Here is a 16461-nt window from a genome sequence, read left to right on the forward strand (position 1 = left end):
GCGGTCGCTTTGCGAAAGCAGGCTACAAGGTCGCTTCCAAGCTGACCAAGCAGAACGGCCTCTGGCAGGGTGCGGCGACGAAGGGCGGCAAGCGGATGACGGTGATGCTGGACTATAAGGGCAACATCACCGCGCGCTGATCGACTTCATTAGGAGAGAATATATGTCACAGACCATCACTCGACTGTTCGATAATTATACCGATGCCACCGCCGCGGTGCGCGACTTGGAACAGCTCGGCATCGCGCATGGCGATCTGAGCATCGTTGCCAGCAATGCCGATGGGCATCATGACGATCATGGTACGCGCGATCATGACGGCGTCAACGACGACGGCGATGTCAGCCGTGGCGTGTCGACCGGCGCGATGCTGGGCGGGGCGGGCGGCTTGCTCGCAGGGCTCGGGCTTCTGGCCATACCCGGTCTCGGGCCGATCGTCGCGGCCGGCTGGCTGGCGGCAACGGCTGCTGGCGCCGGCATCGGCGCAGCGGGCGGCGCGGCGACGGGCACCATCGTCGGTGCGCTGAAGGATGCCGGGCATGACGAGAACGACGCCCATGTCTATGCCGAGGGTGTTCGGCGCGGCGGTTCGCTCGTCAGCGCCAAGGTGCCGGACGAACTGGTCGGCGAAGCCGAGGCCGTGCTCGACCGCCATGGTTCGGTGACCGCAGCGACGCGCGGCGCCAGCTATCGCGAGAGCGGCTGGAACTCGTTCGACCCGGATGCCCCCGCCTATACCACCGATCAGGTGCACGAAGAGCGTAGCCGCTACGCTCAGCCGGCGCGCTTCTGAACGCGGCTGTCGGCGCCCGTCGAAAGGCGGGGGCCGACAGCAGGCTTCGGGCATCGTCCTCGATCTGCCAATTGCGCGAAACCGGATGCGTTGCTTCGGCCGTTGGTCGATAGATCAAACGTTCTTCGCACGCGGATCGACGGAGCCCTTCCGGCTACGCGCGCGAAGAACTTCCCTGCGTATAGCCGAGCGACCAAATCCGTCCTGGATGGCCGCCTATGGTCACCGCGCCTCCGCCGCGCTTGCCTCGGCTGCCCGCGCGGCGAGGATATAGGCCGAGGTGGTGCTGACGGTATATTCATTCTCGAACCACAGGAACGGCCAGTCGGTCTTGGCTTCGGGAAGATCGGGCTTCACGATCAGTACGCCGGGTACCAGCCCGCCCGGGATGAAGCTGTAGTCGGCACGATTATGGCCATAGCCGATCAGCTTCGATGCGGTGCCGACCGTCGACACCAGCGACAGGTTGTTCGCCGGATGGCGGCCCAGCACATAGTCGATGGCGTTGAGCGTATAGTCGTTGCCGATGATCGCCGGAAAGGCGCCGTGCAGCAGGTGCATGGTCGCGCCGAAGCTGACGACCTGGTTCGAACCCGCCCAGCTCCCCTCGGTGATCGGCACGCCGAACGGATTGCTCGCAAGATCGCGGTCGGTCTGGGCCTTGAACGTGCGCACGGCGCCGGCGATGGCGGCGCGGTACCGGGCGTCCATGAGCGGGAGGGCGCGCACCGCTGGCCCGGCGGTGAAGGCGAAGGTCCGAGCGATCGCCGGCTGCAGGCGGCGCAGCCTGTCGGCATAGACGCAGTCCTTGGTCGTCAGCAGCAGTTCGACCGTGGCGACGACGTTGGCGACCTCCGCCGAGCGGGGCGAGGCGCTGTCGTCCCGACCGTCGCCAGACTGGACCTTGCCGGTCTGTTGCCGCGCCCATAGCGTTTTCGCGGCCGCCAACGCCTCGTCCGCCATGGCGGGATCGCTCGGCCGCAAGGCGCGCGAAGCCGCCGCCAGCGCGCCGGCCACCGCCAGATTGTTGGCCGGCAGGTCGGTGGTGAAGGCCCAGCGGTCGTCGGCCGTGCCCGACGCGTCGTCGCGGACCTCACCGGGCTTCAATGCGGCGTCGAACCGGCGGCCATCGGTCTGCGAGCCGGCATCCCCCAGATGGGCATATTGGCGAAGGGCCGGGTCGACGATGCCGACGATGGCATGGCCGAAGACCCTGTACTGGGCGAGCAATTGCAACGTGCCGTGGCGGATCTGCTGGACCGCGTCCTCGACGCCGTCGGGCTTGCGGATCTCGACCGCCCGCGCGGTCTCGTCGATGCTCGTCTCGTCCCAGTCGAGACCATAGAGTTCGCGCGCCCAGACCAGGTCGCGGACGACCTGCGCGTTTTCGGGCGTCTGGATGTCATAGTCGCCGGCATCCTGGAACCCGCCGACCGCCAGCCCCGGGATGTGCTCGCCGGGCTTGAACGGGGAGTCCAGGTTCGCGCCCATGCGATAGCCGTCGAAATGGACATGATTGGGCGGTGCCTGGCGCGCATCGTCGAGGTGCGAGGGCGCGGACCAGACGCGATATTGTTCGCGGATGCCCATATGGTCCATCTGTTCGGCGATGAACGTGTCGAGCGAGGTCTGCCAGATCCGGGCATAGGCATCGGCGGCGATGCGGAACGGGTTGGTGGTGCGCCCGGCATAGCGGATCGCATAGACGCCCGGCGCGCGCACCGACGAGAAGTCGAACGCGGCATAGTCATAGCGCGTATAGCGTCCGCGCGGGCTGGTGGCGGCGCGCAGCACGACCTGTTCGCCATCGCTGCCCAGGCGGACGAGTTCCGCCTCGCGCGGGGCGGGGAAGTTCGGATCGAGCTCGATCAGCGCGACCTTGGCCCGGCCCGGCGTATAGCCCGCCTGGTTGAAGGAGACGACCGGCTGGCGGACCCAGTCCTTCACCAGATTGGGGCGAACATGCCAGACGACCGCATCGTCCTTTGCGCCCGCCGCGATCTCCGACCGGACAACGAACCAGCCATTCTGGGCCCGCGCGCGCGCGTCGAAGAGCGACAGCGGGCCGGTGTCGGAGGTGATGGAGACGCGGGTCATCGGGTCCTCGGGCGCCAGGGTCAGGCTATGCCCGCCCGATGCCAGTGGCAGCGGATCGCCCGATCCGTCCTTCGCCATCGGACCCGTCGGATGGCGCGGGAACAGGCCGCCGGCGGCATCCATCAGATAGGTCTTGCCGAAATAGCTGCTGGGCAGGAAGTCGAGGTTGAAGCCGGCCTTGCCCGCCATGGCGGCGGGCAGCGGACGGTCGAGGTCAACCGCGATGCGAAAGGCCCCGTCGCCCTCCGGCGTCACGCGCACGCGATAGCCCAGGTCCTGCGCCTTATAGGCGGATCGCACGACCACCGTGTTGGTGGCCCGGTCGACGCTGCGCCCCAGAAAGGCCGGGACCGGGGCCCATTGCTCGGGCGTCTTGTCGAGCCGCACCGCGCCGTCCGTGGCGATCCGCTCGCCATGCAGGACGATCTGGATGCCGGCATTCTTCTCGTCGAAGAAGATCGGGCTGAACTGGTTCTGGTCGATGATGACGCTCAGGCCGCGCCCCTCCAGCGTTTCCGCGGGCGACACGCTGAGTGCCTGGGCGTCCGCCCGTGACGCGATCGGGAAACCGGGCAAGCCGATCGCGAGCGCGCAAAGGGCGACGCTGGCCGACAAAGCGGGCAAAGGCTTGAGCACAGGACGTCTCCGGAAAACGGGAAAGGAAGGAGAGGGGGTAGGGAGGAGGACGCGCGATCCTATTGCGCGCGCATCCAGCCGTGCATCGTCATCCAGCGGGCAAAGGCATCGAACCAGCCGGTCGATGTCGTCGCCTTCGGATACATGCCGAAGCCATGGCCGCCCTGTTCGTAGAGATGGAATTCCACCGGCCGCCCGGCCGTGCGCCAGCTGTCGATCAAGGCGAAATTCGCCTTGCCGAACAGCGGATCGTCCGCCGCGATGGCGGCGAACAGCGGCGGGGCGTCCGCCGGCACCGTCACCGCGCCCAGGGGACCATAGACGTTGCCGATAAAGGCGGGGCGTGCATCGGTGCCGGACAGGGCGGTCGTCATCGTCAGCATCGCGCCGGCGGAAAAGCCGATCATGCCGATCCGGCTCGGGTCGACATGCCAGTCCCTGGCGCGCGCACGGACCAGGGCGAAGGCGGCGCGCGCATCGGCGACCTGCGGCGCGAGGCTGGCGGCGGCCCGGTCGGCCGACGGCCGATCGCCCGGACCGCGCGCGACCATCGCCTTCATCGACTGGTCGAAGGCCGCCATGTCCTGCGGCGTCTGGTTGAGGCGGTATTTGAGCACGAAGGCGGCTACCCCGCGCGCCGCCAGCGCCTTGGCGACGTCCCAGCCCTCGTTCTGCATCGAAAGGGTGCGAAATCCACCGCCGGGCGCGACGATAACCGCGGTGCCGCTCGCCCTGGCCGGATCGGGCAGGAACGGCGTGAGCGTCGCGACCACGACATTGCGCGCGAAGACGCTGCCATATTGGCTGTGCCAGGCTTCCGGCGCCGTCGCGCCTGGCAGGCGGCCGATATCCAGCGTGATCGCCCCCGGCTGCGCGGGCGTGGGAATGGGGACCATCCGGTCGCTGACCGGACCGCGGGTCGTATTGCTCGGGGTCTGGGCGTGTGCCGGTGATACCGCTATCGCTGCACAGGCGAGGACTGTGGCGGTTAGCCGGGTCGCTCGCTGGCCAAGCAAGGGGTGTCGGGTAGCCCAGACAGTCTTGCGAATCATCGCACTCTCCCATTTTGTCTTTATTTTCATGACGATAGCGATAGCGCTACCATCGGGTCAAGCTGGGCAATTCCGTCCGCGCCAACGCGTCCGCTATTCTGGGCATCGGCAATATTCCGCGTGGAGGCCCAGGTAGCGGGTCGAGGTCGAAACCTAGGTTCTTGCTCTCTCTTGGAGGCACGGTATGCGATGGCCGAGGTTCAGCGGGGACAGACGTGCATGAAGCGCCGGAATTCGTTCGATAGCTCCGGTGGCCGTTCCGCCTGGACGACGATAGGGCTGGTCGTCGGCCTGGCGTTCTTCCTGATCAGCGGGGCACTGGCCTATCACAACATACGCACCCTCAGGGAGGATGATGCCGCCATCCGGCACAGCCACACGGTGATGATCGCGGTCGACGAGCTGCTATCCAGTGTGCAGGACGCGGAAACCGGTCAACGCGGCTATCTGCTCACCGGCGTCAGCAGCTATCTCGAGCCCTATACCAACGCGACCCGGACGCTCGGGGCCAGCCTCGATCGCCTGCAGGACCTGGTCCAGGACAATGACGTGCAGCAGGACAATGTCACGGAACTCCGCCGTCATGTCCGCGCCAAGCTGGAGGAATTGCAGGACACGATCAACGCGCGCCGGACGCGGGGCCTGACGGGCGCATTGGCCATCGTCGGTACGGATCGCGGCAAGATCAGTATGGATGCGATCCGCACGCATCTTGCCGCGATGGCGCAGGAAGAAAACCGCCTTCGCAAGGAGCGTCTCGCCGAGATGGCCACCGCGTCGCGGATGGCGATCGCCGGCGGCCTGGTTTCCAGCATGATCGGGGCGGCGCTTACCCTGCTGATCTTCATCCTGGTCCGCCGCAACCAGCGCGCGCGCGCCAGGGAGGATTGGCTGCAGGACGGCCTGCTTGGCATCTCCGCCGCCGTGCGCGGCGACCGGTCGGTCGAGGAGATCGCCGACGCGGTGCTGGGGTATCTGGCCGACCGGCTGCGCTTTGAGGCCGGCGCGCTGTTCAAGGGAGAGGCGGGCGAGTTCCACCGTGTCGCCACGCTGGGCGTTCCAGATAATGCCGATATGCCGGCGAGATTCGGCCTTCGCGACGGGCTGCTCGGCCGGGTGGCCGCCGAGGGCGCGCCGATCCAGCTCGACGACGTTCCCGATCGGTATCTGAAGATCGGCTCCGCCCTTGGCAGCGACAAGCCGCGTCACCTGCTGATCGTACCTGCCAGGGCGGACGATGTCGTGAATGCGGTGCTGGAGCTCGGCTTCTTCGAGACGATCGATGAGATGGTGGTGGAGTTGCTGGAGCGGGCATCGCCCGTGATCGGGGTCGCGCTGCGATCGGCCAGCTTCCGCAGCCGATTGCAGGATGCGTTGGAGCAAACCCGACGCCAGGCCGCCGAGCTGCAGACGCAGAGCGAGGAGTTGCAGGTCAACAACGAGGAACTGGAGGAGCAGGGCCGGTCGCTGCGCGAATCCCAGGCGATGCTGGAACAGCAGCAGGTCGAGCTCGAACAGACCAACAGCCAGCTGGAGGAACAGGCACAGGCCCTGGAGAATCAGCGCGACGAACTGGAACGCGGCAGCGCGACGCTCCTCGCGAAGACCCGCGAGCTGGAACAGGCCAGCCAGTATAAGAGCGACTTCCTGGCCAATATGAGCCACGAGCTGCGGACGCCGCTCAATTCGCTGCTGATCCTCGCCAAGTTGCTGGGCGACGACAGCCACGGCACCCTCACCGCCGAACAGGTGAAGTTCGCGCGCACGATCGAGGCGTCCGGCAACGACCTGCTCACGCTGATCAACGACATCCTCGACCTGTCGAAGATCGAGGCCGGTCATGTCGATATCCGCCCCGAGCCGGTCAGCCTGGTCAGGATCGGCAACGACCTGGGCCAGGTCTTTCAGCCGCTGGCCAAGCAGCGCGGGCTCGATCTCGCGATCGTGCTGGATGAGGGCGCCCCGCGCAGCGTCGAGACCGATCGGATGCGGCTGGAGCAAATTCTCAAGAACCTGCTTTCGAACGCGCTCAAGTTCACCGAAAAGGGATCGGTGCGGCTGGACGTCCGTGCCGACGGAGATCGGGTCGCATTCGTCGTCCGTGATACCGGCATCGGCATTTCGCCCGAGAAGCAGCGTATGATCTTCGAGGCGTTCCACCAGGCCGACGGCACGATCAGCCGCCGCTATGGTGGAACCGGGTTGGGCCTGTCGATCTCGCGCGAACTCGCCCGGCTGCTCGGTGGCGGCATCACGCTGGAGAGCAACCCCGGGGAGGGCAGCATCTTCACGCTCTCGCTCCCCACGCACTATGATCCGGCCGCCGTGACAGCCCGCGTGCAACCTGTGACGTCGGCCGCGCAAACCCATCCGGCGACGTCGCCGGCACAGCCCGCGCCCGTCACCGCCGACCGGGCACCGCGCCGGTCGACGGCGGCGGCCAACTGGGCGGTGGAGGATGACCGTGACTCGCTGATCCCCGGCGGTCGCCAGTTGCTGGTGATCGAGGACGATCCGGTCTTCGCCTCGATCGTCTGCGATCTGTCGCGGGAACTGGGCTTCCAGTGCCTGGTCGCCGGCACCGCCGATGAAGCGGTTCACCTCGCCCAGACCTACCGCCCCAGTGCCGTGGTGCTCGATCTCGGCTTGCCCGACCAGTCGGGACTGATCGTGCTCGACCGGCTGAAGCAGGAAGACGCTACCCGGCATATCCCGATCCACGTCATCTCGGCGGCCGACCAGAGCCAGACGGCCCTATCCCTGGGAGCGGTCGGATATCACATCAAGCCGATCAAGCGCGAGCTGCTCGCCGAGGTGCTGAAGAACCTGCAGGAACGCAGCGCGAGCCGGATGCGCCGCGTGCTGATCGTCGAGGACGATACCGTCCAGCGCGAGGCGGTCGCGCGCCTTCTCCAGAAGGACGATGTCGAGACGGTCGGCGTCAGCACCGCGGCCGAGTGCCTGGACATGCTGCGCGCCCAGACCTTCGACTGCATGGTGCTCGACCTGTCGCTGCCGGATGCGTCGGGCTATTCGCTGCTGGAGACGCTCAGCCAGGAGGATGGCGCACACAGCTTCCCGCCGGTGATCGTCTATACCGGTCACGATCTCAGCGCCGATGACGAGCAGAAGCTGCGCCGCTATTCGAGCTCGATCATCATCAAGGGCGCCAAGTCGCCCGAGCGACTGCTCGATGAGGTGTCGCTGTTCCTGCATCAGATCGTGTCCGAGCTGCCGAGCGAACAGCAGGAGATGATCCAGGCGGCCCGGCGTCGCGATGCGGTGCTGGAGGGGCGGCATGTGCTGATCGTCGAGGATGATGTCCGCAACGTCTATTCACTGACCAGCGTCCTGGAGCCGCGCGGCGTGATCGTCCGGATCGCCCGCAACGGCCAGGAAGCGCTGGATGCGCTGGCCAAGGCTGCGGCAAACGGCGAACCCGCGATCGATCTCGCATTGATGGACGTGATGATGCCGGTGATGGACGGCCTCACCGCCACCCGCGAGATCCGCAAGGACCCGCGTTGGGCCAAACTACCGATCATCATGCTGACCGCCAAGGCGATGCCGGACGATCAGGAACGCTGCATCGAGGCAGGGGCAAGCGACTACATGGCCAAGCCGATCGACGTGGACAAGCTGTTGTCGCTGGTACGCGTCTGGATGCCGCGATGAACGACGACCTTGCCGCATCCGATATCGACGACATCGAGATCGAGCTTCTGCTCGAGGCATTGTATCGGCGCTATCACTATGATTTTCGTCATTATGCCCGAGCCTCGATCAAGCGACGGCTGGTCCAGGCGCGCGAACGGCTGGGCATGTCCAGCTTTTCCGCGCTTCAGGAGCAATTGCTGCGCGACCCGGCCATGCTGGCGAAGCTGCTCAACTACCTGACCGTCCAGGTCAGCGAGATGTTCCGCGATCCGAGCTATTTCCGGGCGCTGCGCGAGCGCGTGATCCCGCATCTGCGGACCTATCCCTCGCTCAAGGTCTGGGTCGCGGGATGCAGCAATGGCGAGGAGGTATATTCGCTCAGTATCCTGTTCCGCGAGGAGGGGCTGGAGCAGCGTACCCTGTTCTACGCGACCGACATCAACCCCAAGGCCCTCAAAGCCGCCGAGGCCGGCATCTATCCGCTCGACCAGATTCGCAAATTCACCGAGAACCATCAGAAATCCGGTGCGCGCACCTCGTTGTCGGACTATTATGTCGCCGATTACGACCGGGCGATCTTCGACAGCAGCCTTCGCGCCAATGTCGTCTTCTCGGACCACAGCCTGGCCACGGACTCGGCATTCGGCGAAATGCACCTGATCTCCTGTCGCAACGTGCTGATCTACTTCGACCGCGATCTGCAGGAGCGGGCGGTCGGCCTCTTCGAGGAGTCGCTGGTCCGGCGGGGGTTCCTGGGGCTCGGCCATAAGGAAAGCCTGCGCTTCTCCGCCCATGCGGCCGGCTTTGCCGCCTTCAGTCGGGAAGAGAAGATCTACCAGCGGCGGGAGCGGTGAGCGGGATGGTCGTCATCGGCGCTTCGGCGGGCGGCGTCCAGGCGCTGCTCACGCTGCTGCCCGCCCTGCCGGCGGAATTCCCCCGGCCCATCCTGATCGTCCTCCATGTGCCGCCCGATCGCGACCATGGGCTGGTGGCGCTGTTCCAGGCACGATGCGCGATGCAGGTGTGCGAAGCCGAGGATAAGCAATTGCCCGCCCCCGGCACCATCTATGTCGCACCGGCCAATTACCACCTGCTCGTGGAGGCCGGTGGCGGTATGGCGCTGTCGGCCGACGACCCGGTCAACCATAGCCGGCCGTCGATCGACCTGCTGCTGGAAACCGCAGCCGATGCGATGCGACGCCGGCTCATCGGCATCTTGCTGACCGGGGCCAATGATGACGGTGCCCGGGGGCTTCGCGCCGTGGCGCGTGCCGGCGGCACTGCGATTGTCGAAGACCCGGACACCGCGCAGGTGCATACCATGCCCGCGGCCGGGCTCGCGCTTTGCCCCGATGCTACCCGTTTGGCGATCGACGCCATCGCCCCGTACCTCCTACGATTGGCTTGAGCCGAATGCCTGCACCCGTGAAGTTCCTGCTCGTCGACGATCTCGACGAAAATCTGCTGGCGCTAGAGGCGCTGTTGCGACGTGAGGGGCTGGAGTGTCTGAAGGCGCACTCCGGTGACGAGGCGCTCGAGCTGCTGCTGGTCCATGAGGTCGCCCTGGCGCTGCTCGACGTGCAGATGCCGGGCATGGACGGGTTCGAGCTTGCCGAGTTCCTGCGCGGCAACGAGCGCACGCGCCATGTGCCGATCATCTTCCTCACCGCCGGCAGCGCGGACGCGCAACGCCGCTTTCGCGGCTATGAGGCGGGTGCGGTGGATTTCCTCCAGAAACCGATCGACGCGGCCGTCCTGCGGTCGAAGAGCGATGTCTTCTTCAACCTGTACGAGCAGCGGCGCCAGATCATGGTGCAGCGGGATGAACTCGCGCAGATGACGCGCAGCCTTCAGCTCGCCGACCGGCGCAAGAACGCGTTTCTCGGCATGGTCGGGCATGAATTGCGCAATCCGATCGCGGCGCTGGGGGCGGGGGTGCATCTGATCGGCCGCAGCCGCTCCGATGAGGTGTTCGAGCAGGTACGTGGACAGATGGAGCGCCAGGTCACGCACATGACCCGGCTGATCGAGGACCTGCTCGACGTCGCCCGGATCGACCAGGGGAAGATCGTACTTCGCACCGAGCGGATGCTGCTGGCCGATGCCGTTGCGCTCGCGGTGGAAATCACCCGGCCGCAGATCGAGGCCCGCGAGCACCGCCTGACGGTCGATGTGCCGGAGGGGCCGATCTGGCTCGATGCCGACCATGCGCGCATCGCCCAGATCCTGAGCAATCTCTTGGCCAATGCCGCCAGATATACCGAACCGGGCGGTGCGATCGCCCTGACGGTGCACCGCACCGGCGCCGAGGTCGCGATCGAGGTTGCCGATACCGGGGTCGGTATCCCGCCGGACATGCAGTCGCAGGTCTTCGATCTGTTCGCGCAGGTGGAGCGCGGCCATGGGCCAACGGAGGGACTGGGCATCGGACTGGCGCTTGTCCGCCAGCTCGTTGCGCTGCACGGCGGGGGGATTTGCCTAAAGGAAAGCACCGTTGGGCAAGGATCTACATTCCTCGTCCGGCTGCCCTGCATGGATTGACGTACATCATCCCGATATATCGTCTGTGTAGTGCGTGATCCGGCCTGGATGCGAGAAGGGCATCCGAGTGACCTCGGATGCCCTTCCCATTCGAACTGCTTGGGAGCAGTCTGTCCAGGTTCTAAACGCCTTGGCGTTTAGATGCCATTGGAAAGGTTGGTGTCCGGGTCATTCGTGCGCATGTCGTCAGCCTGGTTCTGGCCGGTGGCACGAACGGCGTCGGCGGCATTCTCGAGACGTGCTTCTGCGGCCGCGTTGCTGGTGTTGTCGGCCGCGTCCTCCAGATTGTCAGCCACCGCTTCCGTGTTGGATTCGATGTTGTCGGCCGCCTGCTCGCGCGGGGTGGAATTGCAGGCTGCAAGCGAGAGCAGGCCGGTGACGATGGCCGCTGCGAAAATCTTCTTCATGATCAACCCTTTTGCTGGTGCGCCATGGATACACCAGAGCGGACGGGATTCAATGCCCATCTGATCGATGGGCTATGCCGGCCGTCATAAGGTCCGGATTTCGCTCGCCGTTCGCAATCGGCTATCCCTCACTCGCTGACCTTCTGGAACGTCCGCCGTCGGAGGGAAGGGAAGCCGACGCGAGTAATCGCTTCCGGGGCCGGTCGTCCGACCCGGCGATCAGTCCAACAGCGCCTCGACCCTGATCGGCAGGTCGCGCAGGCGCACTCCGGTCGCGTGGAAGACGGCATTGGCCACGGCCGCGGCGACACCGATGATGCCGATCTCGCCCAGCCCCTTGATCCCTTCGGCATTCACCGCGGCATCGTCATCGTCCACCATGACGACCGTCTGTTCGGCAATGTCGGCGGAGGTCGGGACGAGATACTCGGCGAGATCACGGTTCATGTAGATGCCGGTGCGCGGGTCCAGCTCGGTCTTCTCCAGCAGCGCCGAACTCAGGCCCCAGGCCATGCCGCCGAGATACTGGCTGCGGGCGGTCGTCGGATTGAGCACGCGCCCCGCTGCGAAGGCGCCGACATGGCGCGGCACACGCACCTCGCCGGTCAGGGCATGGACGCGGACCTCGACCATATGCGCACCGAAGGTCCAGGCCAGCCCGTCCTCCGGCAGCGTCAGCAGCTTGATATGCCCGGCCCGCAGCGCCTCCAGCGCATCGGGCTTCGCGCCCGCCGGCAGATAGTCGTGACGGACCTCGCGCCGGCCCTCCGGCTTGCGGAGCAGCGCCGCACAGGCCTCGGCTAGCGCGTTTGCCAGGCTGGTGGTCGTGGCGGAGCCCCCCGATATGCCGGCCGGGGGCAATGCGGTATCGCCGAGCACGACCGTGACGCGGTCCAGGGGGACGTTCAGCCGCTCGGAGGCGATCGTCGCCAATAGCGTGTACAGGCCGTTGCCGATCTCGTGATGCGCGGTTTCGACGCGGACATTTCCTTCGCCATCCTGCATGACCCGGATCGACGCCGGGCCGATCTTGACAGGCCGGGCCGCGGCCGCGCAGCCATAGCCGATCCACCAGCCGTCGCGCAGCGTGGCCCGTGGCCGGGGCGCCCGCTCGGACCAGCCGAACGCGGCGGCTGCCGCATCGAAGCAGCGCATCAGCGGGCGCGTCGTGAAGGGCTTGCCCGTGACCGGATCGGTCGCCGTATCGTTGCGGCGTCGCAGTTCAACGGGGTCCATCTCCAGCGCATGGGCCAGCTCGTCCATCGCGCTTTCCAGGGCGAACAGGAAGGGCACCTCGGGCGGTGCCCGCATGGGACCCGGCGTGTTGCGATCGACCCGTCCCAGCCGCTCTTCGGCCGCGACCGCCTCGGCCGCATATAGCGCGGTGGACACATCCGTCCCTTCCATCGCGAAATCGTCGAAGCGCGAGCTGACGGTCGCCGCCTCATGCCCCAGGCCCAGCAACCGGCCATCGGCCGTCGCACCCAGGCGGATGCGGTGGCGCGTTTCCGTGCGGTGGTTGGCGACCGTGAATTGATCGCGGCGGCTGACCTCGAGCCGGACCGGCCGGTCGAGCCGGCGCGCGGCGAGGGCGCAGATCGCCATGTGCTGCGACAGGGCGAGCTTGGAGCCGAAATGCCCGCCGATGAAGCGGGAGACGATGCGGACATGATCGGGAGCGATGCCGAGCTGTGCGGCAAGCCCGTGCTGTGCCGCGCCGAGATAACGGGTCGGTTCATACACCGTCAGGCGGTCACCATCCCATTGGCAGGTCGTGCTCGGCAGTTCGATCGGATTGTGGTGCTGGATCGGCGTCGAATAACGGGCGTCCACCCGGACCGCTGCGCGGGCGAGGGCGGCATCGAGATCGCCCTTGCGGCGATCATGATGCTCGGCGCTGATCTCCGCAAGCGGCTCGGTCGTGCAGCGCGAGTCGGCGAGGGACGCGACGGGTGATTGCCCGGCATAGCCGATGCGGAGAGCGGCTGCGGCCGCCACCGCGACCTCGGCCGTCTCCGCCACGACCATCGCGACGATCTGGCCGGCGTAGCGGATCTCGGGCGATGCGAGCGGACGCCAGCTGCTGTTCGTATAGCCGCCTTCCATTAGATGGCCGACGGGTCCGATGGCGTCGCCGACATCCTCATGGGTCAGGATCAGCAGCATGCCGGGCATGGTCTCCGCTTCGTCGCGCCTGATCGACGTGACGCGGCCGCGGGCGATGGCACTGACCGCCAGGGCCGCATGGGCCATGCCGGGTAGCGATACGTCGCCGGGATACTCGACCAGGCCGCAGACCTTTTCCGGCCCGTCGATGCGCGTCTGCGGTTCACCGATCCGGCTGACGCCGGAGGCGCTTCGTTGCCGGATACCGAACATCGTCGACCCACTGGATATTTCAGCTTCCATCTCAGCACCTTGTCTGGCCCGAAGGCTTCAACGTGCCACAGCGGGCGGACGCTCCGCGAAGAGTAGCGAAGCGCCGATGGTCTCATCGAACGATGATGGACCGAAGCATTAGGTGTGCAGACGAATGCGCGTCTGGAGTCGAGAAACACAATAGCGTGGGCGAATGGCCGGCTATGGATCGTAGAGACGTCCGACCCCTGTGGGGGGCCGGACGCAAGGCATGGGTTTCGCGGCTCAACCGTGCGGGCGCATCACCACCTTAATGACGCCGTCCTCCTTGTCGCGGAATTTGGCGTACATTTCCGGTGCGTCCTCGAGGCTGGCCGGATGCGTGATGACGAAGCTGGGGTCGATCTGCCCGGCCACGATCTTGTCCAGCAGCGGCTTGGTGTAGCGCTGCACATGGGTCTGGCCGAGCTTGATGGTCAGCCCCTTGTTCATGGCCGCACCGATCGGCAGCTTGTCCCCCATGCCGACATAGACGCCGGGGACCGAGACGGTGCCGCCCTTGCGGCAGCTCATGATCGCCTGGCGCAGGACGTGGACGCGATCGGTGGCGAGCATCACGCTTGCCTTGACCTTGTCCATGACGGCATCGGCCGCGCCGTGTCCGGCCGCCTCGCAGCCGACCGCATCGATGCAGCTGTCCGGGCCGCGTCCCTTGGTCCGTGCCTGCAGTTCGTCATAGACGTCCGTCTCGGCGAAGTTGATCGTCTCCGCACCGCCGGCTTCCGCCATGGCGAGCCGCTCGGGCACCTCGTCGATCGCGATCACGCGCCCCGCACCCATCATCAGCGCGGAGCGGATGGCGAACTGGCCGACCGGGCCGCAGCCCCAGATGGCGACGGTGTCGCCCGGTTCGATCTGTGCGTTCTCGGCGGCCATGTAGCCGGTCGGGAAGATGTCCGAAAGGAACAGCGCCTGGTCGTCGGTGACATTGTCGGGGATCTTGATCGGGCCGATATCGGCCATCGGTACCCGCAAATACTCCGCCTGGCCGCCGCAATAGCCGCCCAGCATGTGGCTGAAGCCGAACAGGCCGGCGGGGGAGTGGCCCATCGCCTTGACGGCCATCTCGGCATTGGGGTTCGTCCGGTCGCAGGCGGCGAACAGACCCTTGCGACAGAACCAGCAATCGCCGCAACTGATCGTGAACGGCACCACCACGCGATCGCCGATCGTGAGGTTGGTCACTTCCGAACCAAGCGCGACGACCTCACCCATATTCTCGTGACCGAGGATGTCACCGGCCTCCATGGTGGGCTGGTAGCCGTCGAGCAGGTGGAGGTCCGACCCGCAGATCGCGCAGGCGGTAACCTTGATGATCGCATCGCGCGGGTGTTGAATCTCGGGATCCGCGACAGTGTCGACGCGAACATCGCCCTTACCGTGCCAGCATAATGCGCGCATGTTTCGTCTCCGTATGAGCAGGAGCTCCGCCAGGATCGGAAAAGCGACTGAACCACCTCAACGTCTCGTCGCACGGAACGGGCTCACATCCCTTTGTCGATGGGGACGAACTTTCGTTTTTTATCAAAGGTCTGCAACTGGTTCATCCCACGCGCGGCACGCGCGACGGGCTTGCGCGGTTTCGACATGGTCCCATCCATGCCGGCTTGCTCCCTTGATGGCCCGGTGCATACGCTAGACCTGACCATTGGTCCCGGGATGGACCGAACGGCTAGATGAAGCGGCTATCGGCCGGTTGCAGGGGGCGGGAGGACCGCGACGGTTGCGCGTCCGTATAGTCACTGCGTGTGCCGGGCATTTTGGCCGCATCGGGCTTGCGCGCGCTCCGGGCGAGCACGAACGTCGTCACGGCGAACCAGCCGAGCGCCACGGTTGCGAAAGCCACCAGAACGAAGTGCGTCAGGCCCGCGAGGATGAGAAGCGCGCAGGCGAGCGCATAGAAGTCGCGCATGGTGAGGTGGATCAGGCAATCCATGACGATGTTGTGGTCCCTCTGACGGAAATGGCCTTTCACCACGTCGAAGTTCAGGGGCTGGCGTGTCGCACGGGCGCGGCGACCGATCAGGGCAAGACCTGCGGCGAGCGTCACCAGCGCGATCCCGCCGGCGGCCGCGCCCAATGTATCGCCGGCGAGCGCGACGTTGATGGTCACCCCCAGCAGGAAAGCGAGGTTGGTTCCGGCATCTATGGCGCTGTCGAGCGCGGCGCCGAATTTCGACGTGCGATAGGTCGCGCGTGCCATCTCGCCATCGACCCCGTCGAAGATCGACGCCGCCTGGAACAGCACGGCTCCCGCGATCAGGCCCGCCTGTCCGCCAAATACCAGTGCCAGCGCCATGCAGAGGCCGAGAAGGGCCGTGCCGATGCTGGCATGCGACGGTTCGAACCCGCGAATCTTCAGCAACTGCCCGCTGATCGCGCGCGAGATCGGTCGGTTGAGATACCGCGAGACGATGCCATCGCCGCCCTTGCCGGTAGCCGTCAGGATATCGCGGCTGGCACGGCGCAAGGCGTCCTGCGGCCTTGCCGGCCGAAGGCGGGCATCGACCAGGGCGAACAGCACGTCGTCGCGCGAAGCCGCGCCATGGCGCCGGGCGAGGGCCGCCACGAACGCTTCGCCGCTGATCGCCATCGCATCGCTGGCGGGTGGCGTCTGCGCGAACCGGACCGGCAGACCAGGGGCCAGTCGTTCGCATTCCAGGATCAGGTCGCCGCTTGCCGTCCATCCCCGATCCGCAACCAGCGTGCAGCCATCAATCCCGTCCTCCCGCGCCAGCGCGGTGAGGGCATGTACGGCGCGTGCACCGGCGGGGAGCCCCGCGACATTGCATTCGACCGTCGCTGCGTTCTCGAAAACCAGGAAAATGTGAGACAAGGTAATCGTTCCCGCCAGATGCAT

General features: G+C 66.3%; 11 protein-coding genes. 5 read left to right on the plus strand and 6 right to left on the minus strand.

Translation table 11 applies throughout. The features are described from left to right. Positions 1-163: 163 nt before the first annotated feature. Entirely contained in the window at positions 164-793 is a 630-nt protein-coding gene (locus QE452_RS18265; protein ID WP_309660357.1) for a hypothetical protein, read from the plus strand. 222 nt (positions 794-1015) lie between these two features. On the opposite strand, the gene QE452_RS18270 is transcribed toward QE452_RS18265, so the two are convergent. Continuing rightward, a complete protein-coding gene (locus QE452_RS18270; RefSeq protein WP_309660356.1) occupies positions 1016-3526 on the minus strand; it encodes a glycoside hydrolase family 9 protein in 2511 nt (836 codons plus the stop codon). 59 nt (positions 3527-3585) lie between these two features. Next, positions 3586-4578, minus strand: a complete 993-nt coding sequence (locus QE452_RS18275) for an alpha/beta hydrolase (RefSeq protein WP_309660355.1) — start codon at positions 4576-4578, stop codon at positions 3586-3588. A gap of 219 nt (positions 4579-4797) precedes the next feature. On the opposite strand from QE452_RS18275, the gene QE452_RS18280 reads away from it, so the two are divergent. From QE452_RS18280 to QE452_RS18295, 4 genes are read left to right on the plus strand one after another with little or no spacing between them, the layout of a single operon-like run. Then, entirely contained in the window at positions 4798-8253 is a 3456-nt protein-coding gene (locus tag QE452_RS18280) for a response regulator (RefSeq protein WP_309660354.1), read from the plus strand. Further along, a complete protein-coding gene (locus QE452_RS18285) occupies positions 8250-9089 on the plus strand; it encodes a protein-glutamate O-methyltransferase CheR (RefSeq protein ID WP_309660353.1) in 840 nt (279 codons plus the stop codon). The genes QE452_RS18280 and QE452_RS18285 overlap by 4 nt, the downstream gene beginning before the upstream one ends. 5 nt (positions 9090-9094) lie before the next feature. Beyond that, positions 9095-9643, plus strand: coding sequence for a chemotaxis protein CheB (locus tag QE452_RS18290; protein ID WP_309660352.1), 549 nt, complete (start codon positions 9095-9097; stop codon positions 9641-9643). Positions 9644-9660: 17 nt separating this feature from the next. Then, entirely contained in the window at positions 9661-10776 is a 1116-nt protein-coding gene (locus QE452_RS18295) for a hybrid sensor histidine kinase/response regulator (protein ID WP_309660351.1), read from the plus strand. 137 nt (positions 10777-10913) lie between these two features. On the opposite strand, the gene QE452_RS18300 is transcribed toward QE452_RS18295, so the two are convergent. From QE452_RS18300 to QE452_RS18315, 4 genes are all read right to left on the minus strand, one after another. Beyond that, positions 10914-11183 carry a hypothetical protein gene (locus tag QE452_RS18300; protein ID WP_309660350.1) on the minus strand — a complete coding sequence of 90 codons (270 nt, stop codon included), beginning with the start codon at positions 11181-11183 and terminating at the stop codon, positions 10914-10916. A 219-nt stretch (positions 11184-11402) separates the two neighbouring features. Beyond that, a complete protein-coding gene (locus QE452_RS18305) occupies positions 11403-13562 on the minus strand; it encodes a xanthine dehydrogenase family protein molybdopterin-binding subunit (protein ID WP_309730667.1) in 2160 nt (719 codons plus the stop codon). Between the two features lie 264 nt (positions 13563-13826). Beyond that, complete coding sequence (locus QE452_RS18310; RefSeq protein WP_309660348.1) at positions 13827-15002, minus strand: zinc-dependent alcohol dehydrogenase; 1176 nt, start codon at positions 15000-15002, stop codon at positions 13827-13829. A 271-nt stretch (positions 15003-15273) separates the two neighbouring features. Then, positions 15274-16461: a CDP-alcohol phosphatidyltransferase family protein gene (locus tag QE452_RS18315; RefSeq protein WP_309660347.1), complete on the minus strand. Its 1188-nt coding sequence runs from the start codon at positions 16459-16461 to the stop codon at positions 15274-15276.

Source organism: Sphingomonas sp. SORGH_AS_0438, from assembly GCF_031453475.1.
Taxonomy (GTDB): domain Bacteria; phylum Pseudomonadota; class Alphaproteobacteria; order Sphingomonadales; family Sphingomonadaceae; genus Sphingomonas.